This window comes from Desemzia sp. C1 (assembly GCF_020882875.1).
Taxonomy (GTDB): Bacteria; Bacillota; Bacilli; order Lactobacillales; family Carnobacteriaceae; genus Desemzia; species Desemzia incerta.
Genome location: NZ_JAJIZP010000003.1, coordinates 526,164 through 549,611, shown reverse-complemented (window position 1 = coordinate 549,611; position 23,448 = coordinate 526,164). Strand labels below are relative to the sequence as shown.

29 protein-coding genes are annotated in these 23,448 nt (G+C 38.5%); all 29 read left to right on the top strand.

Annotation, left to right across the window (positions count from 1 at the left end):
• Positions 1-29 precede the first annotated feature (29 nt).
• The 29 genes from LMF32_RS03040 (at position 30) to LMF32_RS02900 (ending at position 23,406) form a co-directional block, all read left to right on the top strand.
• Positions 30-1,283, top strand: coding sequence for a flagellin (locus tag LMF32_RS03040; protein ID WP_230523818.1), 1,254 nt, complete (start codon positions 30-32; stop codon positions 1,281-1,283).
• A 132-nt stretch (positions 1,284-1,415) separates the two neighbouring features.
• A complete protein-coding gene (locus LMF32_RS03035) occupies positions 1,416-1,775 on the top strand; it encodes a flagellar protein FlaG (protein ID WP_230523817.1) in 360 nt (119 codons plus the stop codon).
• A 13-nt stretch (positions 1,776-1,788) separates the two neighbouring features.
• Positions 1,789-3,255, top strand: coding sequence for a flagellar filament capping protein FliD (gene fliD, locus LMF32_RS03030; protein WP_230523816.1), 1,467 nt, complete (start codon positions 1,789-1,791; stop codon positions 3,253-3,255).
• 37 nt (positions 3,256-3,292) lie between these two features.
• The gene (locus LMF32_RS03025; protein WP_230523815.1) at positions 3,293-3,649 is read left to right on the top strand and encodes a hypothetical protein; all 357 of its coding nucleotides are present in this window, start codon (positions 3,293-3,295) and stop codon (positions 3,647-3,649) included.
• Positions 3,650-3,690: 41 nt separating this feature from the next.
• On the top strand, positions 3,691-4,056 hold the full coding sequence (gene fliS / locus LMF32_RS03020) for a flagellar export chaperone FliS (protein ID WP_230523814.1): 366 nt from the start codon (positions 3,691-3,693) through the stop codon (positions 4,054-4,056).
• A 542-nt stretch (positions 4,057-4,598) separates the two neighbouring features.
• On the top strand, positions 4,599-4,976 hold the full coding sequence (flgB, locus tag LMF32_RS03015; protein ID WP_230523813.1) for a flagellar basal body rod protein FlgB: 378 nt from the start codon (positions 4,599-4,601) through the stop codon (positions 4,974-4,976).
• A gap of 28 nt (positions 4,977-5,004) precedes the next feature.
• A complete protein-coding gene (gene flgC, locus LMF32_RS03010) occupies positions 5,005-5,436 on the top strand; it encodes a flagellar basal body rod protein FlgC (RefSeq protein WP_230523812.1) in 432 nt (143 codons plus the stop codon).
• A 75-nt stretch (positions 5,437-5,511) separates the two neighbouring features.
• Positions 5,512-5,832, top strand: a complete 321-nt coding sequence (gene fliE, locus LMF32_RS03005; protein ID WP_230523811.1) for a flagellar hook-basal body complex protein FliE — start codon at positions 5,512-5,514, stop codon at positions 5,830-5,832.
• Positions 5,833-5,857: 25 nt separating this feature from the next.
• On the top strand, positions 5,858-7,456 hold the full coding sequence (gene fliF / locus LMF32_RS03000; protein WP_230523810.1) for a flagellar basal-body MS-ring/collar protein FliF: 1,599 nt from the start codon (positions 5,858-5,860) through the stop codon (positions 7,454-7,456).
• A gap of 3 nt (positions 7,457-7,459) precedes the next feature.
• On the top strand, positions 7,460-8,467 hold the full coding sequence (gene fliG, locus LMF32_RS02995) for a flagellar motor switch protein FliG (RefSeq protein WP_230523809.1): 1,008 nt from the start codon (positions 7,460-7,462) through the stop codon (positions 8,465-8,467).
• The gene (locus LMF32_RS02990; protein ID WP_230523808.1) at positions 8,451-9,200 is read left to right on the top strand and encodes a FliH/SctL family protein; all 750 of its coding nucleotides are present in this window, start codon (positions 8,451-8,453) and stop codon (positions 9,198-9,200) included. The genes fliG and LMF32_RS02990 overlap by 17 nt, the downstream gene beginning before the upstream one ends.
• A 16-nt stretch (positions 9,201-9,216) precedes the next feature.
• Complete coding sequence (gene fliI / locus LMF32_RS02985; protein ID WP_347401925.1) at positions 9,217-10,524, top strand: flagellar protein export ATPase FliI; 1,308 nt, start codon at positions 9,217-9,219, stop codon at positions 10,522-10,524.
• Between the two features lie 35 nt (positions 10,525-10,559).
• Entirely contained in the window at positions 10,560-10,994 is a 435-nt protein-coding gene (fliJ, locus tag LMF32_RS02980) for a flagellar export protein FliJ (RefSeq protein ID WP_223155932.1), read from the top strand.
• A gap of 35 nt (positions 10,995-11,029) precedes the next feature.
• Positions 11,030-12,412, top strand: coding sequence for a flagellar hook-length control protein FliK (locus LMF32_RS02975; RefSeq protein ID WP_230523807.1), 1,383 nt, complete (start codon positions 11,030-11,032; stop codon positions 12,410-12,412).
• A gap of 13 nt (positions 12,413-12,425) precedes the next feature.
• Positions 12,426-12,875, top strand: coding sequence for a flagellar hook assembly protein (locus LMF32_RS02970; RefSeq protein WP_230523806.1), 450 nt, complete (start codon positions 12,426-12,428; stop codon positions 12,873-12,875).
• Positions 12,859-13,233, top strand: a complete 375-nt coding sequence (locus tag LMF32_RS02965) for a flagellar biosynthesis protein (protein ID WP_230523805.1) — start codon at positions 12,859-12,861, stop codon at positions 13,231-13,233. Before LMF32_RS02970 ends, LMF32_RS02965 begins: the two co-directional genes overlap by 17 nt.
• 79 nt (positions 13,234-13,312) lie before the next feature.
• Complete coding sequence (locus LMF32_RS02960) at positions 13,313-14,164, top strand: flagellar hook-basal body complex protein (protein ID WP_188203964.1); 852 nt, start codon at positions 13,313-13,315, stop codon at positions 14,162-14,164.
• An 81-nt stretch (positions 14,165-14,245) separates the two neighbouring features.
• On the top strand, positions 14,246-14,452 hold the full coding sequence (locus LMF32_RS02955) for a flagellar FlbD family protein (RefSeq protein ID WP_188203963.1): 207 nt from the start codon (positions 14,246-14,248) through the stop codon (positions 14,450-14,452).
• Positions 14,452-15,261, top strand: coding sequence for a motility protein A (locus LMF32_RS02950; RefSeq protein WP_188203962.1), 810 nt, complete (start codon positions 14,452-14,454; stop codon positions 15,259-15,261). The genes LMF32_RS02955 and LMF32_RS02950 overlap by 1 nt, the downstream gene beginning before the upstream one ends.
• Positions 15,254-16,000: an OmpA family protein gene (locus tag LMF32_RS02945; RefSeq protein WP_230523804.1), complete on the top strand. Its 747-nt coding sequence runs from the start codon at positions 15,254-15,256 to the stop codon at positions 15,998-16,000. The genes LMF32_RS02950 and LMF32_RS02945 overlap by 8 nt, the downstream gene beginning before the upstream one ends.
• Complete coding sequence (locus tag LMF32_RS02940; protein ID WP_230523803.1) at positions 16,000-16,467, top strand: flagellar basal body-associated FliL family protein; 468 nt, start codon at positions 16,000-16,002, stop codon at positions 16,465-16,467. The genes LMF32_RS02945 and LMF32_RS02940 overlap by 1 nt, the downstream gene beginning before the upstream one ends.
• Before the next feature lie 24 nt (positions 16,468-16,491).
• Positions 16,492-16,881 (top strand): flagellar biosynthetic protein FliO, encoded by a 390-nt coding sequence (locus LMF32_RS02935; RefSeq protein ID WP_230523802.1) that lies wholly within the window; start codon positions 16,492-16,494, stop codon positions 16,879-16,881.
• 26 nt (positions 16,882-16,907) lie between these two features.
• Complete coding sequence (fliP, locus tag LMF32_RS02930; RefSeq protein WP_092479599.1) at positions 16,908-17,630, top strand: flagellar type III secretion system pore protein FliP; 723 nt, start codon at positions 16,908-16,910, stop codon at positions 17,628-17,630.
• A 9-nt stretch (positions 17,631-17,639) separates the two neighbouring features.
• Entirely contained in the window at positions 17,640-17,903 is a 264-nt protein-coding gene (gene fliQ / locus LMF32_RS02925) for a flagellar biosynthesis protein FliQ (RefSeq protein ID WP_092479099.1), read from the top strand.
• Entirely contained in the window at positions 17,903-18,673 is a 771-nt protein-coding gene (fliR, locus tag LMF32_RS02920) for a flagellar biosynthetic protein FliR (protein WP_230523801.1), read from the top strand. The genes fliQ and fliR overlap by 1 nt, the downstream gene beginning before the upstream one ends.
• A 16-nt stretch (positions 18,674-18,689) precedes the next feature.
• Positions 18,690-19,775 carry a flagellar biosynthesis protein FlhB gene (gene flhB, locus LMF32_RS02915; RefSeq protein WP_230523800.1) on the top strand — a complete coding sequence of 362 codons (1,086 nt, stop codon included), beginning with the start codon at positions 18,690-18,692 and terminating at the stop codon, positions 19,773-19,775.
• A 48-nt stretch (positions 19,776-19,823) separates the two neighbouring features.
• Positions 19,824-21,905, top strand: a complete 2,082-nt coding sequence (gene flhA / locus LMF32_RS02910; protein WP_230523799.1) for a flagellar biosynthesis protein FlhA — start codon at positions 19,824-19,826, stop codon at positions 21,903-21,905.
• Positions 21,906-21,953: 48 nt separating this feature from the next.
• Positions 21,954-22,670 (top strand): FliA/WhiG family RNA polymerase sigma factor, encoded by a 717-nt coding sequence (locus tag LMF32_RS02905; RefSeq protein WP_230525065.1) that lies wholly within the window; start codon positions 21,954-21,956, stop codon positions 22,668-22,670.
• Positions 22,663-23,406 carry a flagellar hook-basal body complex protein gene (locus LMF32_RS02900; RefSeq protein ID WP_230523798.1) on the top strand — a complete coding sequence of 248 codons (744 nt, stop codon included), beginning with the start codon at positions 22,663-22,665 and terminating at the stop codon, positions 23,404-23,406. Before LMF32_RS02905 ends, LMF32_RS02900 begins: the two co-directional genes overlap by 8 nt.
• Positions 23,407-23,448 lie beyond the last annotated feature (42 nt).

The window sequence follows — 23,448 nt, the reverse complement described above, 5'->3', positions numbered from 1 at the left end:
TCAACAATTATCTTAGGAGGAATTATATAATGAGAATTAATACAAATACAGCAGCAATGAATACTTACTCTAACCTTACTTCAGCTAACGCTTCAAAAAGCAGCTCTTTAGCTAAATTATCATCAGGACTACGCATCAACAAAGCTGGGGATGACGCAGCAGGTTTAGCAATCTCTGAAAAAATGAAAAACCAAGTTAGTGGTATGACTCAAGCTTCACGTAACGCACAAGATGGCATTTCATTAATTCAAACAGCTGAAGGTGCTTTATCAGAAACACACAGTATTTTAAACCGTATGCGTGACTTAACTGTTCAAGCTGGCAATGATACTAACACTGCTGATGACAAAACAGCTATTCAAAAAGAAATTAACTCTTTGACAGAAGAAGTTGAACGTATTGCTAAAGACACAGAATTCAATACAAAAGGTCTTTTGAACGGGAAAGAAGCTACAAATATTGTATTGAAACCAGCAGTAGAAGCAAAAGCCGCAGTAGAAGCAAAAGCTGCAGTAGAAGCACAACCAGCAGTAGACCCTAAATCAGCTGATGACATTAGTTCTGCTGCAACAGGTGCAGCAGTTGTTGCAGCAGAACTTGTTGATGCGCTTAAAGCTAGTGATTCAGGATTAGACGCGTTAGCTGCTACAACTATAAAAGACGCAGCCACTGCTGTTCAAGAATTAACAGATCCTGAGGCTAAACTTAAAGCAGCTACAGCATTTGCTGCTGCATCTAAAGGTTCTGTAACTGTAGAGGATTTAACTGGAAAAGCAGCAGTAGCGGCACAACCAGCAGTGGAAGCACAACCAGCAGTGGAAGCACAAGAAGCTGTAATGGCAACTAAGACATCATTCAGTTTCCAAATTGGGGCAAATGCTGGAGAAAATATCAAGATTGATATTGCTAATATGACTAGTGAAGGACTAGGTATTAAAGGCTTAGATATCACTGGTGAAAACTATGTTGCTACTGAAAAAGATGAAGATGGAAACGATCTATCTGCTACAGATGCTGCTTTAAAAACAATTGATACAGCAATTGCATCTGTTTCAACAGAACGTGCTAACTTAGGTGCTGTTCAAAACCGTTTGGACCACACTGTTTCTAACTTAGCTACTACTAAAGAAAACTTATCAGAAGCTAACTCTCGTATTACTGACGTAGACATGGCTGAAGAAATGATGAGCTTTACTAAATCTAACATCCTTTCTCAAGCTTCTACTTCAATGTTGGCTCAAGCAAACCAAATGCCACAAAGTGTTCTTTCATTATTACAATAATCTTTACAAAAATAGAATGATGATAATAGGCCGGCTTTTGCCGGCTTATTATTTATAGGTTGAAAAAAAGTGTTAAAACATTTAAGATAAAGAAGATTTTTCTTCTTTTTCATCATGGTGGAGGTGTGGAGAGTGACTGAACTAAATTTCATCCAAGCAAGTAAACTAGTAACAGCTATAGAAAATAAGCCGTCTACTATTCCTGTTTCTTACAGACAAAACGAAATAGAAACTCAGCTCCAATATGATGAAGCAGAAGAGAAGATTACAATGGAACAACTTGAAAAAGCAGTAAATAAAGCAAATGAGCATATTATGGGAGTAAATACACAACTTCAATATCGAATACATGAGGGAACAGATCGAATCATGGTGAGATTAATCGATACAGAATCCCAAGATGTCATTCGAGAAATTCCACCAGAAAAAATGTTGGATTTAGTAGCAGAAATATGGAAACGAGTCGGACTCGTTGTCGACAAACAAAAGTAATGAGGGATAAAAGATGACAAGTAGTTTAAGTTTTATGGGATCATATTCAGGTATAACTATGGATACTGTAGATCAGTTAATAGAAGCAGAATCTAGAAAAGTCGTTCAGTATAAAAATCAACAAACAGGTTTGACAGGTGAAAAAAATGCTTGGAAAGACATTAATACTCGTTTGGATTCCTTATATAAAAAGTTTGATGCCTTAAAAGAACCTAACGCTTTCGATTCTAAAACAGTTAGCAATACCAATGATAAAGCTGTAAAGGTTACGGCAGGGACGGAAGCTCTTGAAGGGTCATACAAAGTAGAAGTTACTACGTTAGCTACTTCTAGCCAATTAACTTCAGGTAGTATTACAGGAATGTCAGGTAAGAAAATTACTGATTCGTTATCTTTGTCTGGGGAATTAACTTTTACAACCGAAAATAGTAAAGGTACTGAAGAAAACAAGGATCTTGATACTAAATCATTTACTATTAAAATTGCAGAAGGCGACAGCTTAAAGGATATCGTAACAAAAATCAATGAGACTGCTAAAGAAAAAGAGTCTGGATTGCATGCTTCTGTCATTGATAATCGAATTGTTTTGACAGATACAGATATGGGTGAGCGTTCGATTTCTGTAACAGATTCAAACTTGGAAGAAGGTAACGAATCCTTAGTAGGGAAGTTAGCTCTAGGTACTGATGTGACAAGCTTTACTTCTGGGAAACAAGCCAATCTAACTGTAAATGGAATCCAGATGTATCGTAATTCCAATACAATCACAGATGCTGTCGATGGGTTAACATTTAACTTGGTTGGCGTAACTGAAAGCAATCAAGTCAGCACTGTTAAAGTAACTGAAGATGTGGATAAAACAACTAAAGCTATACAAGATTTTGTTGACCAGTACAATTCAGTCATGTCATTTATTGATACTCAATTAGACGTTGGTGATCCTTCAGCGGATGGAAATAAAACTGGCGCTTTGGTTGGGGATAGCTCTTTGATGCGCATACAATCTCAATTGCGCTCAATGATGACTAGTTCATCTAAAGACTCAACGCAACCCATTAAGGGACTATCCGATTTAGGTATCGAAGTAAATCGCTTTGGAGCGGCTACGTTAGACACTGCAAAATTAAAAGAACAATTAGCTAAGAATTCGAACAATGTGCAAGCCTTCTTTTTCCGTGAAGAATCTGTAAAAGATGCTGATAGAAATGAAACTACCAAACAGTTCGGTATCGCTCAACAAATGACTACTTTTATCAATGAATACATTGGTGAAAAAACAGGTATCATTACGACTAAATCAAAAACGATCGATGGTATGATTAAAGGTTTGGATGAGCAAATCACCAAATTCAATGAACGCTTAGAAAAAAAACGCGAACGATACATTGAGCAATTTACAGCTCTTGATGTGGCAATGATGGAAGCAGAATCGCAATTAAGCTACTTAATGAGCCAAGTCACTACTAATCAGCAAAAATAATCATTTCTGGTGTTGAAATATAAAAGAGGTTACTAACATGACAAACCAACAATCTAATCGTTTAGAAATATTGAATCAACTATCCCAAAGTTTGCAGAAGTGGGATGGAAGTAGTGAACAGGCCAATGAGATTGTTGAAAAAAATCATACTTTACTAGCGGAGCTGAAAAAAGCAGATAGTCTGCTGCATCAACAAGGCAATGGAAGCTATACGAAAGAAGAGCAAGCTGAAGTTGCAACTATTGTTGAGGGACAACAATCTTTATTGACTGTTATCAAAGAAGACCGCGCAGCTATATTAGATAAAATGAAGCAAATGAACCAAAAGAATAAAGTTGTGGATAACTATTACACTTCTTTTCAACAGCCTATTTTTGTGGATAGAGGAATGTAACTCGTAACTTGTGGAAGAACATACATAAGGAGAATAGAATCATGATGCAACAACGTAATGCCCAGAATGTGTACAAACAAAACCAAATATTGAATGCTAGTCCTAAAAAGTTAGTTGTCTTATTGTATGATGGATGTATCAAAAATATGAAATTAGCTGAACTAAGTATTGCAGAGAATAAATTGGATCAAGCGAATACAGCCTTAATAAAAGCTCAAGACATTATTGCAGAATTGGCAGGGACTTTGAATAAAGATCAAGGTGGTCAAATCGCTCAAGATTTAAGTGATATATACGAGTATCTTATGACGAAATTGATTGAAGCAAATAGAACCAAAGATGTTACTATTCTTCAAAAGAACCGAGAAATGATGGAAGAGTTGCGCGACGCTTGGGCAGAAATTTAAGTGAATAAAAAAGTTGAAATTTAGACAATTTTAGATAATTGAATAGGATACTAAAAACCATCCTGCTTTGTTAGGATGGTTTCTTTGCTATATCAAGGAAAAGTGTTCCGTTTCACAAAACCTAAAATATTGAGGTATTGAATTGTTACAAAAGTTGTCAAAAAATTACTTTGATTTACAAAGGGCTTACAAAAAAACACGTTGTCAAACAAATTGCTTTAACATATACTTTATCTTGCCGAGAGGTTTTGTCATAAAAGAGAAATTATACATAAAATCCATGTTATTTAATAAAATGAATAAATATGAAGATTAAGCTAAAAGTATATTTTTTCTTTAATAACATGCGTTTGATTAGCTGCTAATTACTTATTCAAATAACAGTTTGAATACCTAAAGAATTTTTATGCATTCAAATAAAAAGATTGGTGTCTTATAAAACGGGAACAATGCCTATGTGAAAGTATTTTAAATTATATAAGGAAAGTTATAGGTCTACAAAAATGAATAAACCTAGTATATAAAAACAAGGAGGTAAACTAGTGGATCAAACATTTGGATTAATTAAAAATGCGTTAAATGCTGCAGAGTTGCGACAAGAAATGATTTCAAGCAATATTGCTAACGTCAATACAGACGGTTATAAAGTGAATAAAGTGGAATTTGAAAGCTTGTTGAATAGTGCATCTAATGGCTTTTCTTTAATGAAAACAGATGATCAGCATTTCGGTATCGCTGATTTGACTGATGTACAGCCAATAGTAAGCAAACGAACAAACACTTCTATCAAAGACAATGGAAATAATGTAGATATCGAAGTGGAAATGATGGATCAATCAGAAAATAGTTTGTATTACAATGCACTGGTCGCTCAGTTGAATACCAAATATTCTATGTTAAATAGTGTAATTACTAAATAAAGCAATTTGGCAATAGGAGGAAGAACAAATGTCTATTTTTGATTCAATGCGTATCAACAGCAGCGGTCTGAGTTTAGAACGATTAAAACTCGATACGATTTCAAGCAATATTGCGAACGTGAACACGACACGTACAGAAGAGGGCGGACCCTATCAAAAGAAAACAGTGGTCTTTGAAGAAAGTTTAATGCAAAAAACATCTGATTTGGCTGGGAGTATCAATCAAAAAAGTTTTGGTGTCCGGGCAACTGGGATTGAAGCTAGTGACGAGATCGTCATCGAGTACAACCCGACTCATCCGGATGCAGATGAATTCGGGTATGTGACTAAATCGAATGTCAATATGGCTGATGAAATGGTCGAGATGATGAATACTATTCGTACTTATGAGGCGAACGTGACAGCTACAAATGCTAGTAAAAATATGTTGAGTAAAGCTTTAGAGATTTCAGCACGATAGCGTGACAACAAAATTAACGTTTCGTTTTGCGTACACTACAGTAGAACGAAAAGATAAGCATAAGGGAGTAGGACAATGAACATAGAATCAATGTACAACAGTTTACTGAATGGTATTTCAACAACAGGCGGTTTAGAGAACGCGACTCAATCAGTGACAACGAATGCCGCTGGTGCTCCATCTTTTGATAATTTGCTTAGTGAATCAATGGAGAAATTAAACCATCAGCAAGTGGCATCAAATGAAGCTATTACAGGGTTGATCACTGGTGATGTGGATAACTTACATAACGTTATGATTCAAGCGACTGAAGCTCAGCTTTCTTTAGAATTGGCCATTCAAGTACGTAACAAGGCAATTGAAGCATATAACGATGTCAAAAATATGCAATTCTAGAAAATGTTGAGGAGATTACGTTTAAATGGATAACATAAAACAAGCATGGGGGAAAGTCCAAGGTGGATGGCAAGCGTTAGATAAGAGCAAAAAGACTCAGTTAGTTATGATTCTGATTGCGATTATTTTAGTCGTCGGGGGCCTTACATATATTACAAAAAAAGTAGATTACAGCGTGTTGTTTTCAGAAATGGAAGCTTCTGATGCTGGTTTGATCGTGGATGATTTGGAAGCTCAAGGAGTAGCCTACAAATTAGAAGACAATGGAACAACGATCTTGATCGACTCTTCTTTAGTCGACAAATACCGTATCGAGTTAGCGATGAACGATATGGTCCCTGAAAACTCTATCGGGTTTGAGATTTTCGACACATCAAGCATGATGGCTACAGATGAAGATCGAAATATCATGTATCAAAGAGCTGTATCAGGTGAATTGGAACGAGCAATCAGTACGTTGGACACGGTAAAGAGCGCAAAAGTCATTTTATCGATGCCGGAAGACAGTGTATTTGTTGATCAAGAGAATAGAGCAGAAGCTTCTGCTTCAGTCGTGATCACACCAAGAAAAGCTGATATCTCTCCTGCAGAAGTCCAAGGGATCGCCTCTTTAATGGCTGGAGCAGTAGACAACCTGCCGCAAGAGAATATTAAGATCGTAGATAACAATGGGAACCTTCTTAGCAGCGCTATAGGGGACGAAAGTGTGAATTCTGCTACTTTGAAAAATCAGTACCGAGATATTGAAGCAAGTTATGAAAAAGATATGGAACAAAAGTTGATTGAAACGTTAGGACCGATTTACGGAATGAACAATTTGACCGTATCTGTCAGCGTAGCAATGAATTTTGATGCAGTTGAAGAAGAAGCTGTTCAATATGATGCTTATGGGAATGGCCCAGTAGTCCGCAGCGAAAGCGTACAAGTCAACGGATCGAATATGACAACTGAAGAAACAGGCGGCAACGACAATACCAGTAACGTCATCGTGGAAGGCGAAGCCGAAGATGGTTCGAGCTACAACCGAACAGTGAACAATGAAATTGATACGACGACTACACATACCATAAAAGCTCCAGGAACAGTTACATCACTGTCAGCTTCTATTGTATATAACGGCAATTTGAATTTAGATCAATCAGCGCAAATTGGGGAAATTGCTCAAATGACTATTGGAGCTGATCAAGACAGCATTGTTATTCAAGGAATACCATTTGCAACGGATGATGCTAATGAAGATGCACCGATTATTGGGGCTGATTTCCAAGAAGAATTGATAAAAGCCTTCAAGAACAACTGGCCTTATGCTGCTGGTGGAATTGGTTTGATTGTTTTATTGACATTAATGTTGCGTATCTTTAAGAAGAAAAGATCAGCAGATGATGAGTTTGACGATCTTTACGATGAAGTAGAAGAAGAACCGATTCAATCTGTTGTGAAAGATGATATTCAAGCGGCTCTTGCTCGAAAAGCAGCTCAACAAGCGGCTGAAAAAGAAGAAGCTGATCTGAAATTGCAATTAAATAAAACAATGAGTGAAAAAGAAAATAAAGTCAAAACGATGGCCGAACAGAACCCAGAAATGGCAGCCGATTTGATTAAAATCTGGATGAAGGAAGAGTAGCGGATGGATACAACGACAGACGGATTAAAAAAAGCAGCAATTTTGATGATTACGTTAGGTTCTGAAGCCTCTTCAAAAATCATGAAGATGCTGCCGGACAATATCATTCAAAAAATCAGTTATGAGATAGCCAATATCGACTATGTTAAACCTGAAGAACGTGATACGATCGTTAACGAATTTATTGAAATGCAGCAAGCTCGAGAATACATCATTGACGGCGGGATCGATTATGCAAAAAGTTTATTGAACAAAGCACTAGGACCTCAACGCGCAAAAGAAGTGATAGACATGTTGAATCAAATTCAATTGCGCGAGCGTCCATTTGATATCGCTCGTAAAGCAGACGTGCAGCAATTGACCAACTTATTATTGGGAGAACAGCCGCAAACAGTCGCGTTGATTTTATGTTACATGCAACCTGAAAAGGCTGCAGCTGTGTTAGCTGAATTTCCGATTGAACAGCAATCTGAAATTGCTGAACGAATCGGTACGATCAGTCACACATCACCGACGATTATTACAAAAATAGAAAAAGTGATCGAGAATAAATTCTCCAACTATGTGGAAAACAAAACTGAAGCAGTGGGCGGAGTTCAAACATTAGTAGAGATCTTGAATTCAGTAGGCAGAGGTACAGAGAAGAACATTATTCAAGTGTTGGAAGAAAGACAGCCTGATTTGGCGGATGAAGTGAAAGCGAACTTGTTTACTTTCGAAGACATCGTTACATTGGAACGTTCCGATGTTCAAAAAGTGTTGCGTGACGTTAACAAAGATGATCTATTGTTGGCACTTAAAGGTGTCGGCGATGACATTAAAAACTTTGTTTACAGCAACTTGTCCAACCGTCAAGTAGAAACCATGAAAGAAGATATGCAGTTCTTAGGACCTGCTCGTTTGTCCCAAGTAGAAGAAGCACAGCAGAAAGTTGTCGCTACTATCCGCAAATTGGATGAGCAAGGCGAAATTTATTTGAGAAGAGGAGAAAGTGATGTCATTATTTCATAATGTGATAAAGGCAGAGCAAGCCTCAAGCGAAGAGCAATTTGCAGAAATCACTACAAATTTTGTAGTGAAGAAAAAAGAAACAGCATTTGTTGCAGGTTCAAAAGAAGAGGAAGCCCTTCAAACACAAGCTGAGCTACTTTTGAAAGAAGCCGAACAAGAAAAAAAACGATTGCTGGAAGAGACATCCTTTGAAGCTGAAAAGATCAAAGAAGCTGCTCAGCAATCGGGGTTTGAAGAAGGTACACAAAAAGGGTACGCAGAAGGCTATACAGCCGGCTTTGAAAAAGCGATGCAAGAAGGCCAAAATGAAGCAGCAATCTTGATTCAACATGCTCATGCAATGGTTCAAGAAGCAGAAGAAAAACTGGCAGAATATTACAGCGAAAAGCAAGACCAGTTGATTCAATTAGCGGCTACGATGGCTGAAGCAATCGTCCATCAAACGATTGATGCTTCTTCTGATCAAGTGTTGGAATTGGTAAAACCTCTATTGATGCGAATGAACAAAACCGAGAAGCTGATCACAGTGACGGTTCGTCCAGAACAAGAAGAATTGGTACAAGAAAAATTAGCTTTATTAGAGCAAAAATATATAGAAGTTCGTTTTATCGTGCTGACTGATCACACATTGGAAAAAAATGGGTGTGTGATCGAGACAGCTCACAATATTACTGATTTGCAGATTGGGAAACAACTAGAAAAAATGGTTCAAGAAATGAAGTCGATGGAGTGAGGATAACGTGATAGAAATTCCTTTTGAAAAGTACACAGCCTCCATAAAAAAGAATACATATTACTTGAAAATGGGAAAAGTCAGCCAAGTTACCGGAATCATCATCAAAGTTGAAGGTCTGGATGCTTTTGTTGGAGAAGTCTGCGAGATCTTGATCAAATCAAGCGGCAAAGTTGCGCTGAGTGAAGTAGTAGGATTTGTTGATGAAACTGTCTTATTGATGCCTCTTGATGAAGTAGAAGGTATAGGACCAGGATGTTTGGTTCGTCCAACCGGGACGACATTGAAAATCGAAATCAGTGAGCAGTTGTTGGGTACCACGATGGATGGTTTAGGCCGTCCAATGTATCAAGACATTGAAATCAATGGAGAACATTTCAATGTCAATCAGAGTGCGCCTAATCCTTTTACACGAATGAAGATCAAAGATGTGATCTCAACCGGTATTAAAGCTATTGATGGATTGCTGACAGTTGGAGAAGGCCAGCGGGTTGGGATATTTGCTGGATCCGGAGTCGGGAAAAGTACCTTGCTCGGCATGATTGCTCGCTATTGTGAAGCGGATATCATTGTTATCGGATTGATCGGTGAGCGTGGACGAGAGGTTTTAGAGTTTATTGAAAAAGACCTTGGTCCAGAAGGGTATAAGAAATCGGTAGTTGTTTGTGCGACTTCTGATATGCCGCCTTTAGTTCGTTTAAAAGGTGCTTCGGTTGCTACGGCGATTGCAGAGTATTTCAGGAAGCAAGGCAAAAAAGTCGTCTTGATGATGGATTCGGTGACACGTGTAGCGATGGCACAGCGGGAAATTGGTTTAGCAACTGGTGAACCGCCGACGTCTAAAGGGTATACGCCTTCGGTATTTACGACACTGCCAAAGTTATTGGAACGAAGCGGGATGTCCGACAAAGGTTCTATCACTGCCTTTTACACAGTATTGGTTGAAGGGGACGATATGAATGAGCCTATTGCTGATACGGTTCGAGGGATCTTAGATGGACACATCGTCTTGTCTCGGAAAATCGCTTCTGAAAATCATTACCCGGCAATTGATGTCCAAAGCAGTATCAGTCGTTTGATGAAAGACATTACGGAGCAGAAGCATTATCAATTGTCAGGGAAGTTAAAAGAAAACCTTGCAATTTATGCAGAATCAAAAGATTTGATTGATGTAGGAGCTTATCGTCAAGGCAGTAACCCTTTAGTAGATAGAGCGATTCAACTGAACCGTCCTATCAAAGATTTCTTGAAACAAAATGTCGATGAACCTTCAAGCTTTGAGGAAACGAAGGAAGCCTTGACGCAATTGTTTCAAGGAGTTTAAGAAACAAGTCAGGGAGAGAAAAAGAGGTGCGATAATTGGCAAGTCAAACATTTTCAATGGAAAAGATATTGGATTGGCGCTCAGATCTTGAAGAAACAGCGAAAAGAAAAGTAGCTCAAATTCAAGTAAAACTAGACGCGCAACAAGCTGTGCTGGAGGATCTGATTAGAGAAAATATCAAAGTCAAAAATGATCGCTTAAAAATCAATAAGATCAATGATATGAGACACCAACAACTCTATAAAGCGTTGTTGGATGAAAAAATCATTCATCAAAAGAATCAACTAGACTTGACGCAAAAAGAACTGGAAGAGGCTCAAGCTGAATTGCTTGAGGCTCATAAAGACAGAAAAGTCATGGAAAAGTTGAAAGAAAAAGAATTATGGACAACTGCTGAACTAATCAAAAAAGAAGAACAGCAGCAATTAGATGAGATAGCAACATTGAGTTTTGGACGAGTTCTTTATTAGGAAGCCTTTAAACCATTTGAAAGGAGGTGATACCTATGCAAGCGACGCAATCTATACCAGCTTTACATACACAATCAGGAAGTCTGCCTGATTCCACTACTCCAGTAGATGCGATTGAATTTGCTGCTCAATTAACAGAATCGATGCAAAAAAATGGGCAGCAATCAGCAAATCAAGCTGAAAGTGAACATGGTTTACAGACGGAGGTCTCTGAAAATGAGATGGACCAAGAAGCAGAACTGGCAGATTCTTTGGAAGAACAAACTGACCCTAATATAGCGGCGTTCTTTTACCAGCCCTTAAAGATGGCTGAACAACAATTGGCGATTCATCTGGAATCTGCTTTAGAAACAGGAGAAGTTGATTCAGTTTCTAAGGAATCAAAACTCATTTCTTCTAAGGAACTTTCTTTTGACCATCCAACAGACATCGCTCTGGAAAGTACAAGAGTGGGACTAGATGATGCTAACGGACAATCCATTGAGCCAAAGGAAGTACACTTGCCAACAAGTGAAAACAAACTAGCAGCTCAACCAGCAGTTGTTGATGATTCACTAGGTGATAAAATAACTCAAGCCACAGTCGTTTCTCAAAACAATGAAGGAGTGTTTAAAACACAAGCTCAAACTTTGAAAAAAGATGCTGCTGACTCAACCTTTATGAATGCTGAAAATACCGTTATTGATTTAGTTTCAACGAACAAGTTGGAGAATAACTTTCTATCTGCAATGGGTTTAAACACAGAAAATACTGTGTTGCCAGAATTTGAACAAGTGATCGAACAGGCCATGTTTGAACAGATAACAGAAGAAGTATCTACTGATCAAGATGATTTGGACATCCAATCTCAACTGAGGATGAAAGTTTCTGGATCCTTTACAGATCAGTTAACTGCAGTACCTACACAGACAGCAAACCCGCAAAAAGAGATAGCTTTGCCGGTAGTGTTGACGAGCGAGAGCAGCAGTAAGAATCAACAAGTTTTAACTCAAACGGTAAGTGAGGTCATTTTTGATCAAAGCGCTGGATTGAAAGAAGGACAACAGACAACAGCACGATTAAGTCTGACTCCAGAATCATTGGGAAACATGAAGATTGAGATCCAAATACGAGAACAGCAACTGTATACAAAGATCGTCGTAGAAAGTACGGAAACAAAAGAGTTGATGGACAACAGCATGAAGCAATTGACAGCTAGTTTAGCGCAGAAAAACATTCATTTGCAAGAAATGACTGTTCAGATCGATTTGCCGCAAGCGACCGATTTTTCATTTGCCGGCAGTTCGCAACATGAAGCTGGAAATCAAGATCACGCTGTTCCAAGCAGATTTACAGAATCTACGGACAATAATACAGACTCAACAGTTGTAGAAGAGGAAACAGCTGCTTCAACAGGGCGTCTGAGTATTTTGGCGTGAAAGGGAGAATAAAATGGATATTCCAACAAATTTTACTATCGGTTCTACTGAAAGCATCAGAGGATCGAAACAAAAAACAAATGCTGAATTAAGTTCAGAAGACTTTTTGAAAATCATGGCTGCTTCAATCAGCAACCCTCCTATTTCATCTGGAGAAGGCGGCGGCAGTAGTGACAGCGGAAGCGGAGATTACATTTCTCAAATCGTTCAGTTCAATATGGTAGATCAACTGACTGCTTTAACAGAAACGGTAACCACAAACATGCTGATGATGCAACAGCAACAAGGATTAGATATGTTGGGTAAAGAAGTGAAAGTTCTGGATGAAACCACTTTTGTCACTGGAACGGTCGAAAAAGTCCGTTACACAGAAGGTTATGCAACGCTTCAAATCAATGGAAAAGAATATGCTTTAAATGATGTAGTAGAAGTAGGTGTCGAAGCAAATGAACCTAAGAATTGAGGGTACTCCATCACCACCAAATCTACAGTCTAAAACTACTGTAAATCCTAAGATCGATCGCACATTCAGTACTTTTTTAACCGATGCAGCGGCGCAAGCAGACAACACAAAAGAAGTGAAGATCTCACGTCATGCACAAAAACGATTGGACGAAAGAGGTCTGCAGCTGAAAAGCAATGATATGCAGACACTGGAATCAGCGTTTGATGAATTGAATCAAAAAGGTTCCAGAGACTCGCTGATATTTTTTAAAGATATGGCATTGATCGCCAGCATCGACAATCGAACAATCATTACAGCACAAAAGACAAGCGAAATGCGAACAGTTACCAACATAGACAGCGCAATACATATTTGATGATAAACTGGCTGGACCTAACGGAAGCCAAGACCCATGGACTGATAGAAGTGGGTACAACTGAATGGAGGAAATCAACATGTTAAAATCACTATACTCTGGCGTTACAGGAATGAAAAGTCAACAAACGAAAATGGACGTTATTTCAAATAACATCGCAAACGTAAGCACCACAGGATTTAAAGCAGGGCGTGTGCGTTTTGAAGATATGATCAGCCAAACGAATGCAAATGCTCAAGAAGGAATCAACGCACAACAAGTAGGTCTGGGGGTACAAACCGGATCGATCGATACGATCATGACAGGCGGATCACTGCAAACTACTGGTAGAGCTCTAGATTTCGGAATCGAAAACGGCGACAGCTCATTCTTCACCGTTAGTGGAAATGGCGGAGTGGAAGTTTCTTATACACGTGATGGCGGATTTTATACGGACGCTAACGGCAACTTAGTGACTTCAAGCGGATTGAATGTTATGGGATATGCAGCTGATGCAGATGGTTTACAAATTCCTCAAACGCCTACATTAACAAGTTTAAGAATTCCAGCTACTCGTACAGTTGGGGGAACTAATTTTAATTTGCAAAGCTACACTGTAGACAACACTGGGACAATCAAAGGTACATACAGCGACGGAAAATCTTATGTTCTTGGTCAAATGGCTTTAACAAGCTTTTCTAACCCAGATGGATTGGAAAAAGCCGGCAGCAACTTATACGTAGCGACAGCCAATTCTGGTCCTGCAACAGTAGGCAAGCCAGGAGATGCAGGCTATGGAAAAGTTCAATCTGGTTTCTTAGAAATGTCAAACGTTGACTTAGCAAATGAGTTTACTGAAATGATTGTTACGAACCGTGCTTACCAAGCAAACTCAAGAAGTATCACGACTTCTGACCAAATGTTAGAAGAATTGATCAACCTGAAACGTTAAGAATAAATAGGTGAATATGCTGCTTAATGGAACAGTTTCTGTTCCATTAAGCAAGTCTTGAAGAGAAGCGGGGTAAGTAGAATGATTGCTTTAACTTCAGTTTCAGGTAAAGATTTTTATTTGAACTGCGATTTGATTTACAAAATGGAACACACTTTTGATACGATCATTACTTTAGTAGATGGAAAAACAATCAGAGTGGTTGATCCTGAAGAAGATATTATTGAAAAAATCATTGCCTTTAAACGTAAAATCTATACTCAATTACCAGAGGGTGAGGAGAAATAATGAAAAAAAATATGGTTCCTTTAATCGGTATAGCCTTAGGGATCGGGTTGTTGGTGTGGTCTATAACGTCAGGCGGTCCTATTGCTGCTTTTATAGACGCTCCTTCACTTGTCATTACACTAGGCGGTTCATTTAGTGCGCTATTAGTTAGTTTTCCTTTAACCGATTTAAAGAAAATACCAAATGTATTGAAGCAATTACTATTACAATCAGAGATCAAAGAAGAAGAGCTGATTGCTACTGTCGTAGATATTTCCAAAAAGACCAGAAGTCAAGGGATACTAGCCATCGAGAATGACATCAAAGAGTTGGACAATGAAATGCTGGTGTATGGTTTAGAAATGGTTGTAGATGGATCTGATCCAGAAGATATTCGAGAAATTATGGAGATCAAAGCAGAAAATATTGAGAAAAGACATAGTGTAGGACAAAATATTTTTAATAAATGGGGAGAACTTGCTCCCGGATTTGGTATGTTGGGAACATTGATCGGATTGATCATCATGTTGGGACAATTAACAGATCCTAGTACTATTGGTTCTGGGATGGCGACAGCGTTGATCACCACCTTCTACGGAAGTTTGCTGGCCAATATGATCTTCTTACCAATAGCAACGAATTTAAAAATTCAAACGGAAGCAGAAATGCAATTATGCGAAATGGCTATTGAAGGAGTATTGTCTATCCAAGCTGGTCAGAATCCGCGCGTCATTGAGCAAAAATTAAGAAGTTACTTGCCTGCCTCCAATAGTGAGCTTGACTCTGATGCAGTCGAAGCTGATTTGACAAAGGAAAGAAATTATGGCTAGAAAACGGAAAACAACATCTATAGAAAGCAGCGGTTCTCCAGGATGGATGACAACCTTCTCCGATTTGATGACGCTATTGTTAACCTTCTTTATTCTATTATTCTCTATGTCTAGTGTGGTTGAATCGAAGTTTGATCAGGCCTCTGCGTCTATGTCATTAGCTTTTACAGGTCAAGATGGATTACTGCCTGAAGAGACAACGGTGGTTCCGACTAATAATGGAGATGTAGAAGAAATCGAGGGTGTCGAAACAACAGGGGAAGAAATCCCGCCAGAATTAGTCGAAATGTATAAAGAAATGGAAAAAGAATTGAAAGAACAAGGAATGGAAGGGAATATTAGTATCAAAATCGATTCTGAAGGAATTTATTTGGATATCAAAGATTCTATTCTTTTCACATCAGGCAGTGTAGATATAGTAGGATCGGGTAAAGAGACATTAGATAATTTGGCAGAACTGATCAACCAAGTTCCTAATGAAGTGATCATCGAGGGGTACACAGATAATGTTCCAATGAGTAATGCACAATACGCAAGCAATTGGGAATTATCTACTTCAAGAGCAGTTTCTGTTTTAAGATATCTTAGCGAAGAAAAAAAAGTTGATCCAACTCGATTATCTGCTCGCGGCTATGGAGAGTACCAACCAATCGCTCCCAATGACACAGCAAAAAATAGAGCAGAAAATAGACGAGTAAACATTGTCATATTATATGAAGAATTTAAGGAGGAAAGTTGATGGAAAATGCAACTCCTACACCAAAAAATAAGTTGAAACCTGTTTTGATCGTAGTCATCATTTTACTATTGTTGACGGTCGGAACACTTGTAGGTATTGGTTTCATTACAGGAAAAATTCAAGAAGTAACGGCAACGGTTTTTGACTCAAGCGAAGAAACTACCGTGCCTTTAGAGCAGTTCTTGGTTAATTTAACTCCTGGAGAGAGTAACAAAGATCAATACTTGCAAATTGAATTATCGATCCACAGTTCGCAAAAAGATGCGGAAGCGACTATTACAGAAAAAACAGCTCAAGTAAGAGATGCCGTTATTGCTGTATTAAGAAATAAAACAAGTGATTCATTGTATGCTGCTTCAGAAGACGGCGAATTGGTGATCAAAAGCGAATTAAGAGCGAAAATCAACCAAGAGATCGGTTCAGATTTAGTCAATGAAGTATACATAACCAACATCGTCACACAATAGAAGAAGAAAATGAGGAGTTAAAGAATGGGGTTTGGAACAGGGCTTGAGTATGTGTTGAAAAGCGTTCTCGCATTAATAGTGATCATCTTTTTAGCCAATAAACTATTGGGGTATATGAATACCATAATGAATAAGCAGACAAAGGCTATTCGTATTATTGAACGGATGCCGGTCAATAAGAATTCGTCTATGTGTATCGTTGAAATGTTGGGAAGCTATTATTTGATGAGTTTTACAGAAGGACGAAATGAGATCTTAAAAGAATTCTCTGAAGATGAGAGCCAAGCAATCATAGCGATGAGAAAAGAAAAAGAACTTTCTGCCGGACAAAGCTCATTAGATACGGAACAATTTAAAGAGATCTACACAAAAATTCAAGAAAAAATTCAAACTTATACTGAAAAGAGGAACTAAACGTGTTGAAAAAAGTCTTGCTTGTCATGGGCGGAATAATAGGATTGTTTGGGTTTCCCCAGCAAGTAGGAGCAACAGAAATCATGGATACCATCACTTCGGCTTTAGATAGTGGAGCTGGAGAAAATGCTGAAACAGTTCAATTGTTTTTATTGCTTACCCTGTTAAGCTTTGGAACAGCCTTCCTGGTTTTGACAACAGCTTTTACTCGAATCATAGTGGTGTTGTCTTTTACTAGAAGTTCATTAGGGACACAGCAGAATCCGCCGAATATCGTTATCATGGGTTTGGCGATCTTTCTGACTTTCTTCGTTATGCGTCCTGTGACAGATGAAATTATGGAAGATGCAATCAATCCGTATTTGAATGAAGAAATCACTACGGAAGTTGCTATTGAAAGAGCAGAAGGACCGTTAAAAGAATTTATGGCTGCTCAAACGCGTGAAAAAGATATCCAATTGTTTTTAGATATTTCTGGAGAAGAGAAACCGGAAAACTTAGAAAATTTATCAATGACAGTTTTGACACCAGCGTTTGCGATCAGTGAGTTGAGGACAGCTTTCAGTATCGGATTTTTGATCTTTATTCCTTTTCTGGTCATCGATATGGTCGTTGCAAGTATTTTGATGTCCATGGGGATGTTCATGCTGTCACCAGTCATGATTTCATTGCCGTTTAAATTATTATTATTCGTATTAGTAGATGGTTGGTATTTAGTAGTAGAATCCCTTGTTTCAGGATTTCAGTAGAGGTGAAAAATGAAAGTAGAACAAGCATTAGACATTGTGCGCGAAGCTTTTTTCGCCATTATTCAAGTAGCAGGCCCAACATTAGCTATTGCCTTGATTATAGGATTGGTAATCAGTATTTTACAAGCGACTACTCAATTGCAAGAGCAGACGTTGAGTTTCGTACCTAAAATATTAGCTGTCATCGCTTCTTTGATCATATTTGGTAATTTCATGCTGAATGTGATGATTGAATTTACTGAAAAAATCTTTGAAACTATTGCGAGCCTATGATGGATAACGCCTTACTAGCAGAATTGAACGGAGCTTTATTGATCTTGATGCGAGTGTCTGCATTTATCTTGATCTGTCCTGGATTTTCTTTTACGGGTCTGCCGAACTTAGTCAAAGTGGTTTTGTCAGCAGGAATTTCAATTGGAGTTTATTCTGTGGTGCCGAGTGTGACCACTATTGATGGCATAGTTGAATTTTTCTTTATCGGATTAAAAGAGGTTTTAGTCGGATTTGCGATTGGTTACATTTGTCAGTTGTTTTTCTCAGCAGTCGAAATGGCTGGTAAGCTGATCGACTTTCAAGTCGGATTTTCAATGAGTGAAGTGTACGATCCCAGTTTAGGAATCAGCGTTTCGAATTATGGGAAAATTTTTTACTGGATCTCGATGTGTATTTTCTTCTTTACGGATCTGCATCATGCAGTCATCAAGACACTGGTAAAATCATTCAGTTATTTACCGTTAGACAGCACGGATTTAGGTTCTTTTGGAACGGAAGGTATTGTAACTTTATTCGGAATGATTTTTGAGTTGGCACTGAATTTAGCATTGCCGCTCATGCTGACGTCATTGATTGCTGAAGTGGTATTAGGGTTGATTTCCAGAACGGTTCCGCAGATCAACGTATTGATTTTAGGAATGCCGCTGAAAGTATTAGTCAGTTTGTTGATGACATTAGTGGTTTTGACACCGATGACAGAAAGTATTAAAGATATTATGCCGATGATGGTGAAATACATGAATGAATTCATGCGTTCATTACCTGGTTAAAGAGAGGTGATTGATCATGCAAGATAAAGACAGTAAAACAGAAAAAGCCAGCCCCAAGCGAATAAAAGACGCTCGAAAAAAAGGGGATATCGCTAAAAGCAGCGATTTGACTTCGGCGATTTCTTTTACAGTGTTTGCCTTGATGACAACCTCCCTTGGCTGGTATGTATTTGAGAGAAGCTTTACTTACTTGAAAGGCTTCTTGGCAAGTGGACTAACGATGGGAAGCCAGTTGGGTACAGAAGAATTAAGAAATAACCTAGCCAGTATCGGAGTTCAATCGATCATCATGCTGTTCACTATTGCGGCTCCTTTTTTATTGATTGCCTTTTTTGTTTCTTTATTGGCAGCTGGATTACAGACTAGGTTCTTATTTTCAAAAGAACCGATTAAAATGAGTTTGAAAAAAATTAATCCTGTCAGTGGTTTTAAGAATATGTTCAGTAAAAAAGCTGCTTTCACTTTAGTAAAAACCATTTTTAAGTTGGTTCTTGTGTTTTTGGTAACGTACAATGCATTGACAGATTCTATTGACGTAATCGTGAATTTAGGCAAGTTGGGCACTGAAAAGATTTTTAGTACTCTTTTGGAATTGATCAAAACAGTGGGCACGAATTTGGCTGTACTGTTGATGGTTTTGGGAATTGCGGATTATGTGTATGAACGCTACGAATTCAGCCAAAAAATGAAGATGACGAAACAAGAAGTCAAGGATGAGTACAAAGAAAGTGAAGGAGATCCGCAAGTGAAATCTCAACGGAAACAACTTCACCGTCAAATGATCAATGGAAATATGAGAGATGTAGAAACAGCGGCTGTTGTCATCACCAACCCGACTCATTTGGCGATTGCGATCCGATATGAAAAAGGAAAAGATGAAGTGCCTATCGTAGTCGTAAAAGGAGCAGATCTGATTGCAGAGAAAATCCGAGAACGAGCTCGAGAACACGATGTTCCAATTGTAGAGAACAAACCGATAGCGAGAAATCTGTACAAAAACATCCAAGTAGGACAACCCATACCAGTAGATCTTTACCAAGCAGTTGCTGAGATCATGGCGCTAGTTTACCAAATGGAAGAACTGAAAAAAGACAAGATTTAATCCGGTATAAAACGAATACTATCAGAGTCAGACGAAGGAGATCATGTAATGATAAGTGCTTTAAATGAAAGAATAGAAAAAATTAGTCGTTTTTCTGATATAGGAATTGCTGTTTTAGTGGTGGGAATTCTAGCAATGATCATTATCCCGTTACCAGCACCTATACTAGATTTTATGTTGGCTGCAAATATTTCATTATCATTGATTATTTTGCTGTTAACATTATTTACGAAGACGGTTCTAGAATTTTCTACTTTTCCAACTTTATTATTGGTCACAACAATGTTCGGTTTGGCGCTGAATATTTCGTCTACCCGTTTGATATTGACTCAAGGAAATGCCGGGCAAATGATCGAGACGTTTGGAAACTTTGTAGCTGGGAATAATTTTATTGTTGGAGCGGTTATTTTCATTATTATTATTCTAGTGAATATGATGGTGGTGACAAGCGGTTCTGGACGTGTATCAGAAGTGTCAGCTCGTTTTACGTTAGACGCTATGCCGGGGAAACAAATGTCTATTGATGCAGACATGAATGCCGGTTTGATTACAGAAGCACAGGCAAAGAAACGACGTAAAGATTTAGAACGGGAAACGCAATTTTTTGGAGCGATGGATGGAGCCAGCAAGTTCGTTAAAGGGAATGCCATTGCTGGTATCATTATTACCTTGATCAATTTGATCGGAGGAATCCTGATGTTTTCTCTGCAACAAGGAATGGGAATGATGGAAGCTTTGGACCATTTTGGGAAATTGACGATCGGAGACGGTTTAGTGAGTCAAGTTCCTTCATTGATGGTATCTGTTGCATCCGGTATTTTAGTGACTCGTTCTGGAAGCCAAACGGGTTTCGGAAGCTCATTAAGCGGAGAATTATTCGGCAATGCTAAAGTTATCAAAATCGCAGCTGGAGTTTTACTGTTGTTCGCTATTGTACCAGGTATGCCGACAATACCATTCCTATTGATTGGGTTAATTGCTTTTGCTGCTGGTTATTTGATTGACGAGAACGAAAAAGCCAAATTGAATCAAGAAAAGGATACTGAAATAAAAGAAGCAGCGGCTCAACGGACGGAGAATGAAAAAGTCCAAGAAGAATCGATCACGGCTTTCCAAGTAGACCCAATCTCGATCGAAATTGGATATGGTTTGATTCCATTGGCGGATGAACGTCAAGACAGCAACTTAACGAGTCAGATCCCTACCATACGTCGTCAGTGTGCTCAAGAAATGGGGATCTTACTAAACCCGATTCGTATCCGAGACAATCTGCAATTAGCGCCAAATGATTATGTCATCAAAATCAAAGGGAATGAAGTTGCGCAAGGAAGTTTGTATTTAGATAAATTCTTGATCATTGATCCAGGAGAGTCTACGTTTGAATTCAATGGAATTCCAGCTAAAGAACCTTCATTTGGTTTAGATGCTATGTGGATCGATGAAAGCGATCGAGACATGGCAGATATCAAAGGCTACACCGTTGTAGATCCGTTGACCGTATTGATCACTCATTTGAAAGAGACGATTACACAACACAGTTTCGAATTATTAGGCAGACAAGAAGTGAAACAATTATTCGAAGGTATCAAAGAAAAATATAGTGTGGTCATTGATGAACTGATCCCAGATATTTTACGCTTGGGAGAAGTACAAAAAGTGCTTCAAAGTCTATTGAAAGAACATATTCCGATCAATGATTTAGTCACTATTTTGGAAACATTGGCAGACTACGGAAATACAACAAAAGATACAGAAGTGCTGACAGAGTATGTGCGGCAAGCGTTGAAGAGAACGATCGTGAAACCTCACTTAGATCAAAATGGTGTGCTGCATGTAGTAACGCTTCATCCAGATTTGGAAGAACGAATCAGCCAAAGCACACGAAAATCGACAGCAGGATCTATACCGGCTCTTCAGCCAAATGAGATCACGAATTTCTTTGACAACTTGACGTATTCCAATAATCAATTGGACAGTCATGGAATCCCGCATGTGTTGTTGGCGTCGCCTAAGATTCGTCCGGCAGTCAGAAATTTATTGGCTTTCAATTTCCCGGACTTGCCGATCTTGTCTCTAAATGAAGTGCCGAATGATATTCCAATTGAAACACAAGGTATGATTGAAACATGACATCACTAATGATACACCCAAACAAAATGGCTAGGAGGAAGGGCAATGATGTATTATGAGACTGACCGAGAACAGGAAATCTTAAAGTATCTTCCCTTGGTCGAAAAAGTAGTGAATGGGTTGAATATCAAGCGAAGCGATTATGAACGGTCTGATTTGATTAACATGGGCGTGATCGGGTTGATGGATGCATTAAATAAATTTGATCATTCGAAGAAAGTTCCTTTTGAAGGGTATGCTTATATTCGAATCAAAGGTGCTATCATTGATGAAGTGCGTAAAACGTCTAAAGTCTCCCGGTCGCGCATCACAAAATTAAATGATTTCTACAAAGCCAAAGAGAAATTGGAAAAGACGCTGATGCGTACACCTTCGGATCATGAAATTTGCGCAGAATTAGGAATCGGAGAAAAAGAGTTGAGTAAGATTCACGAAACTGTTCATCAGTTAGCTTCGGTATCTTTAGAAGATGTGCTGTTTTCTGAAGAAGGGCATGATGTTGAGATACAGGATGTTTTGGAAGATACCACTGCAGTGAATTCTGAAGAGGCTCTTTTAGAGATCGAACGAAAAGAAATGTTAGCTTTAGCGATCAAAAAGTTAGACGAGCGTGAGCAGCAGATTTTAAATATGCTGTATATAGAAGAATTAAGTTTAAAAGAAATTGCATTCGTATACGATTTATCTGTGCCACGTATTTCTCAGATCCATGGGAAAATGATTGTAAAATTAAAGAGTCATATGAAAGAGGCTTATAATGATTAGAGGATTTATTACCACAAATAGAAACTTACATATATTAGAAAAAAAGCAGGAAAATTTAAGTACGTCTGTTGCTAATTTAAATACAGTCGGATATAAAGAGCAAGAAATCATCCAAAGCAGTTTAATGGAGCAAAATTTGTTCAACCGACTAGATGGCCCTGAATTGAATCAGCAGTTCAATGTTGGGGGACTGTCATTAGGGAGTCAAATCGATGAAGTGTACCGTGATTTTAGCCAAGGCGGTATCAAATTAACCAACTCATCAACTGACTTAGCTCTTCAAGGTGAGGCATTCTTTACGGTTCAAACGGCGAATGGCGAAACGATGTATACACGTAACGGAAACTTCACGGTCGATGCAGAAGGGTTTCTGGCGACTCAAGATGGTCATCAAGTAATGAGTACTGCCAATACACCGATTCAAGTAGGCAGTATGGAGTTTACGGTCTCAACGGATGGAACGATTCTTGAAACGGGGCAGCAACTGCAATTAACCAGTTTTGCTGATCCTGCTGGACTGACTAGTCAAGGAGATACGTTATTTTCAGGTAATGGCGGTATGATGGCTAACGATACAGCTGTTTTCCAATCAGCAGTCGAAACGGCTAACGCCAATACAGCGGACGTGATGATTGATTTGATGCAAGTGTCCAGAGAATACGAAGCGAATCAAAAAATCTTGCAAGCAGCAGATCAAACCTTGCAAAAAGCCGTCAATGAATTAGGAAAAGTGTAAAGCTGTTTTAAGATAGCTGGATAAAAGGGAGATTGGAGAAAT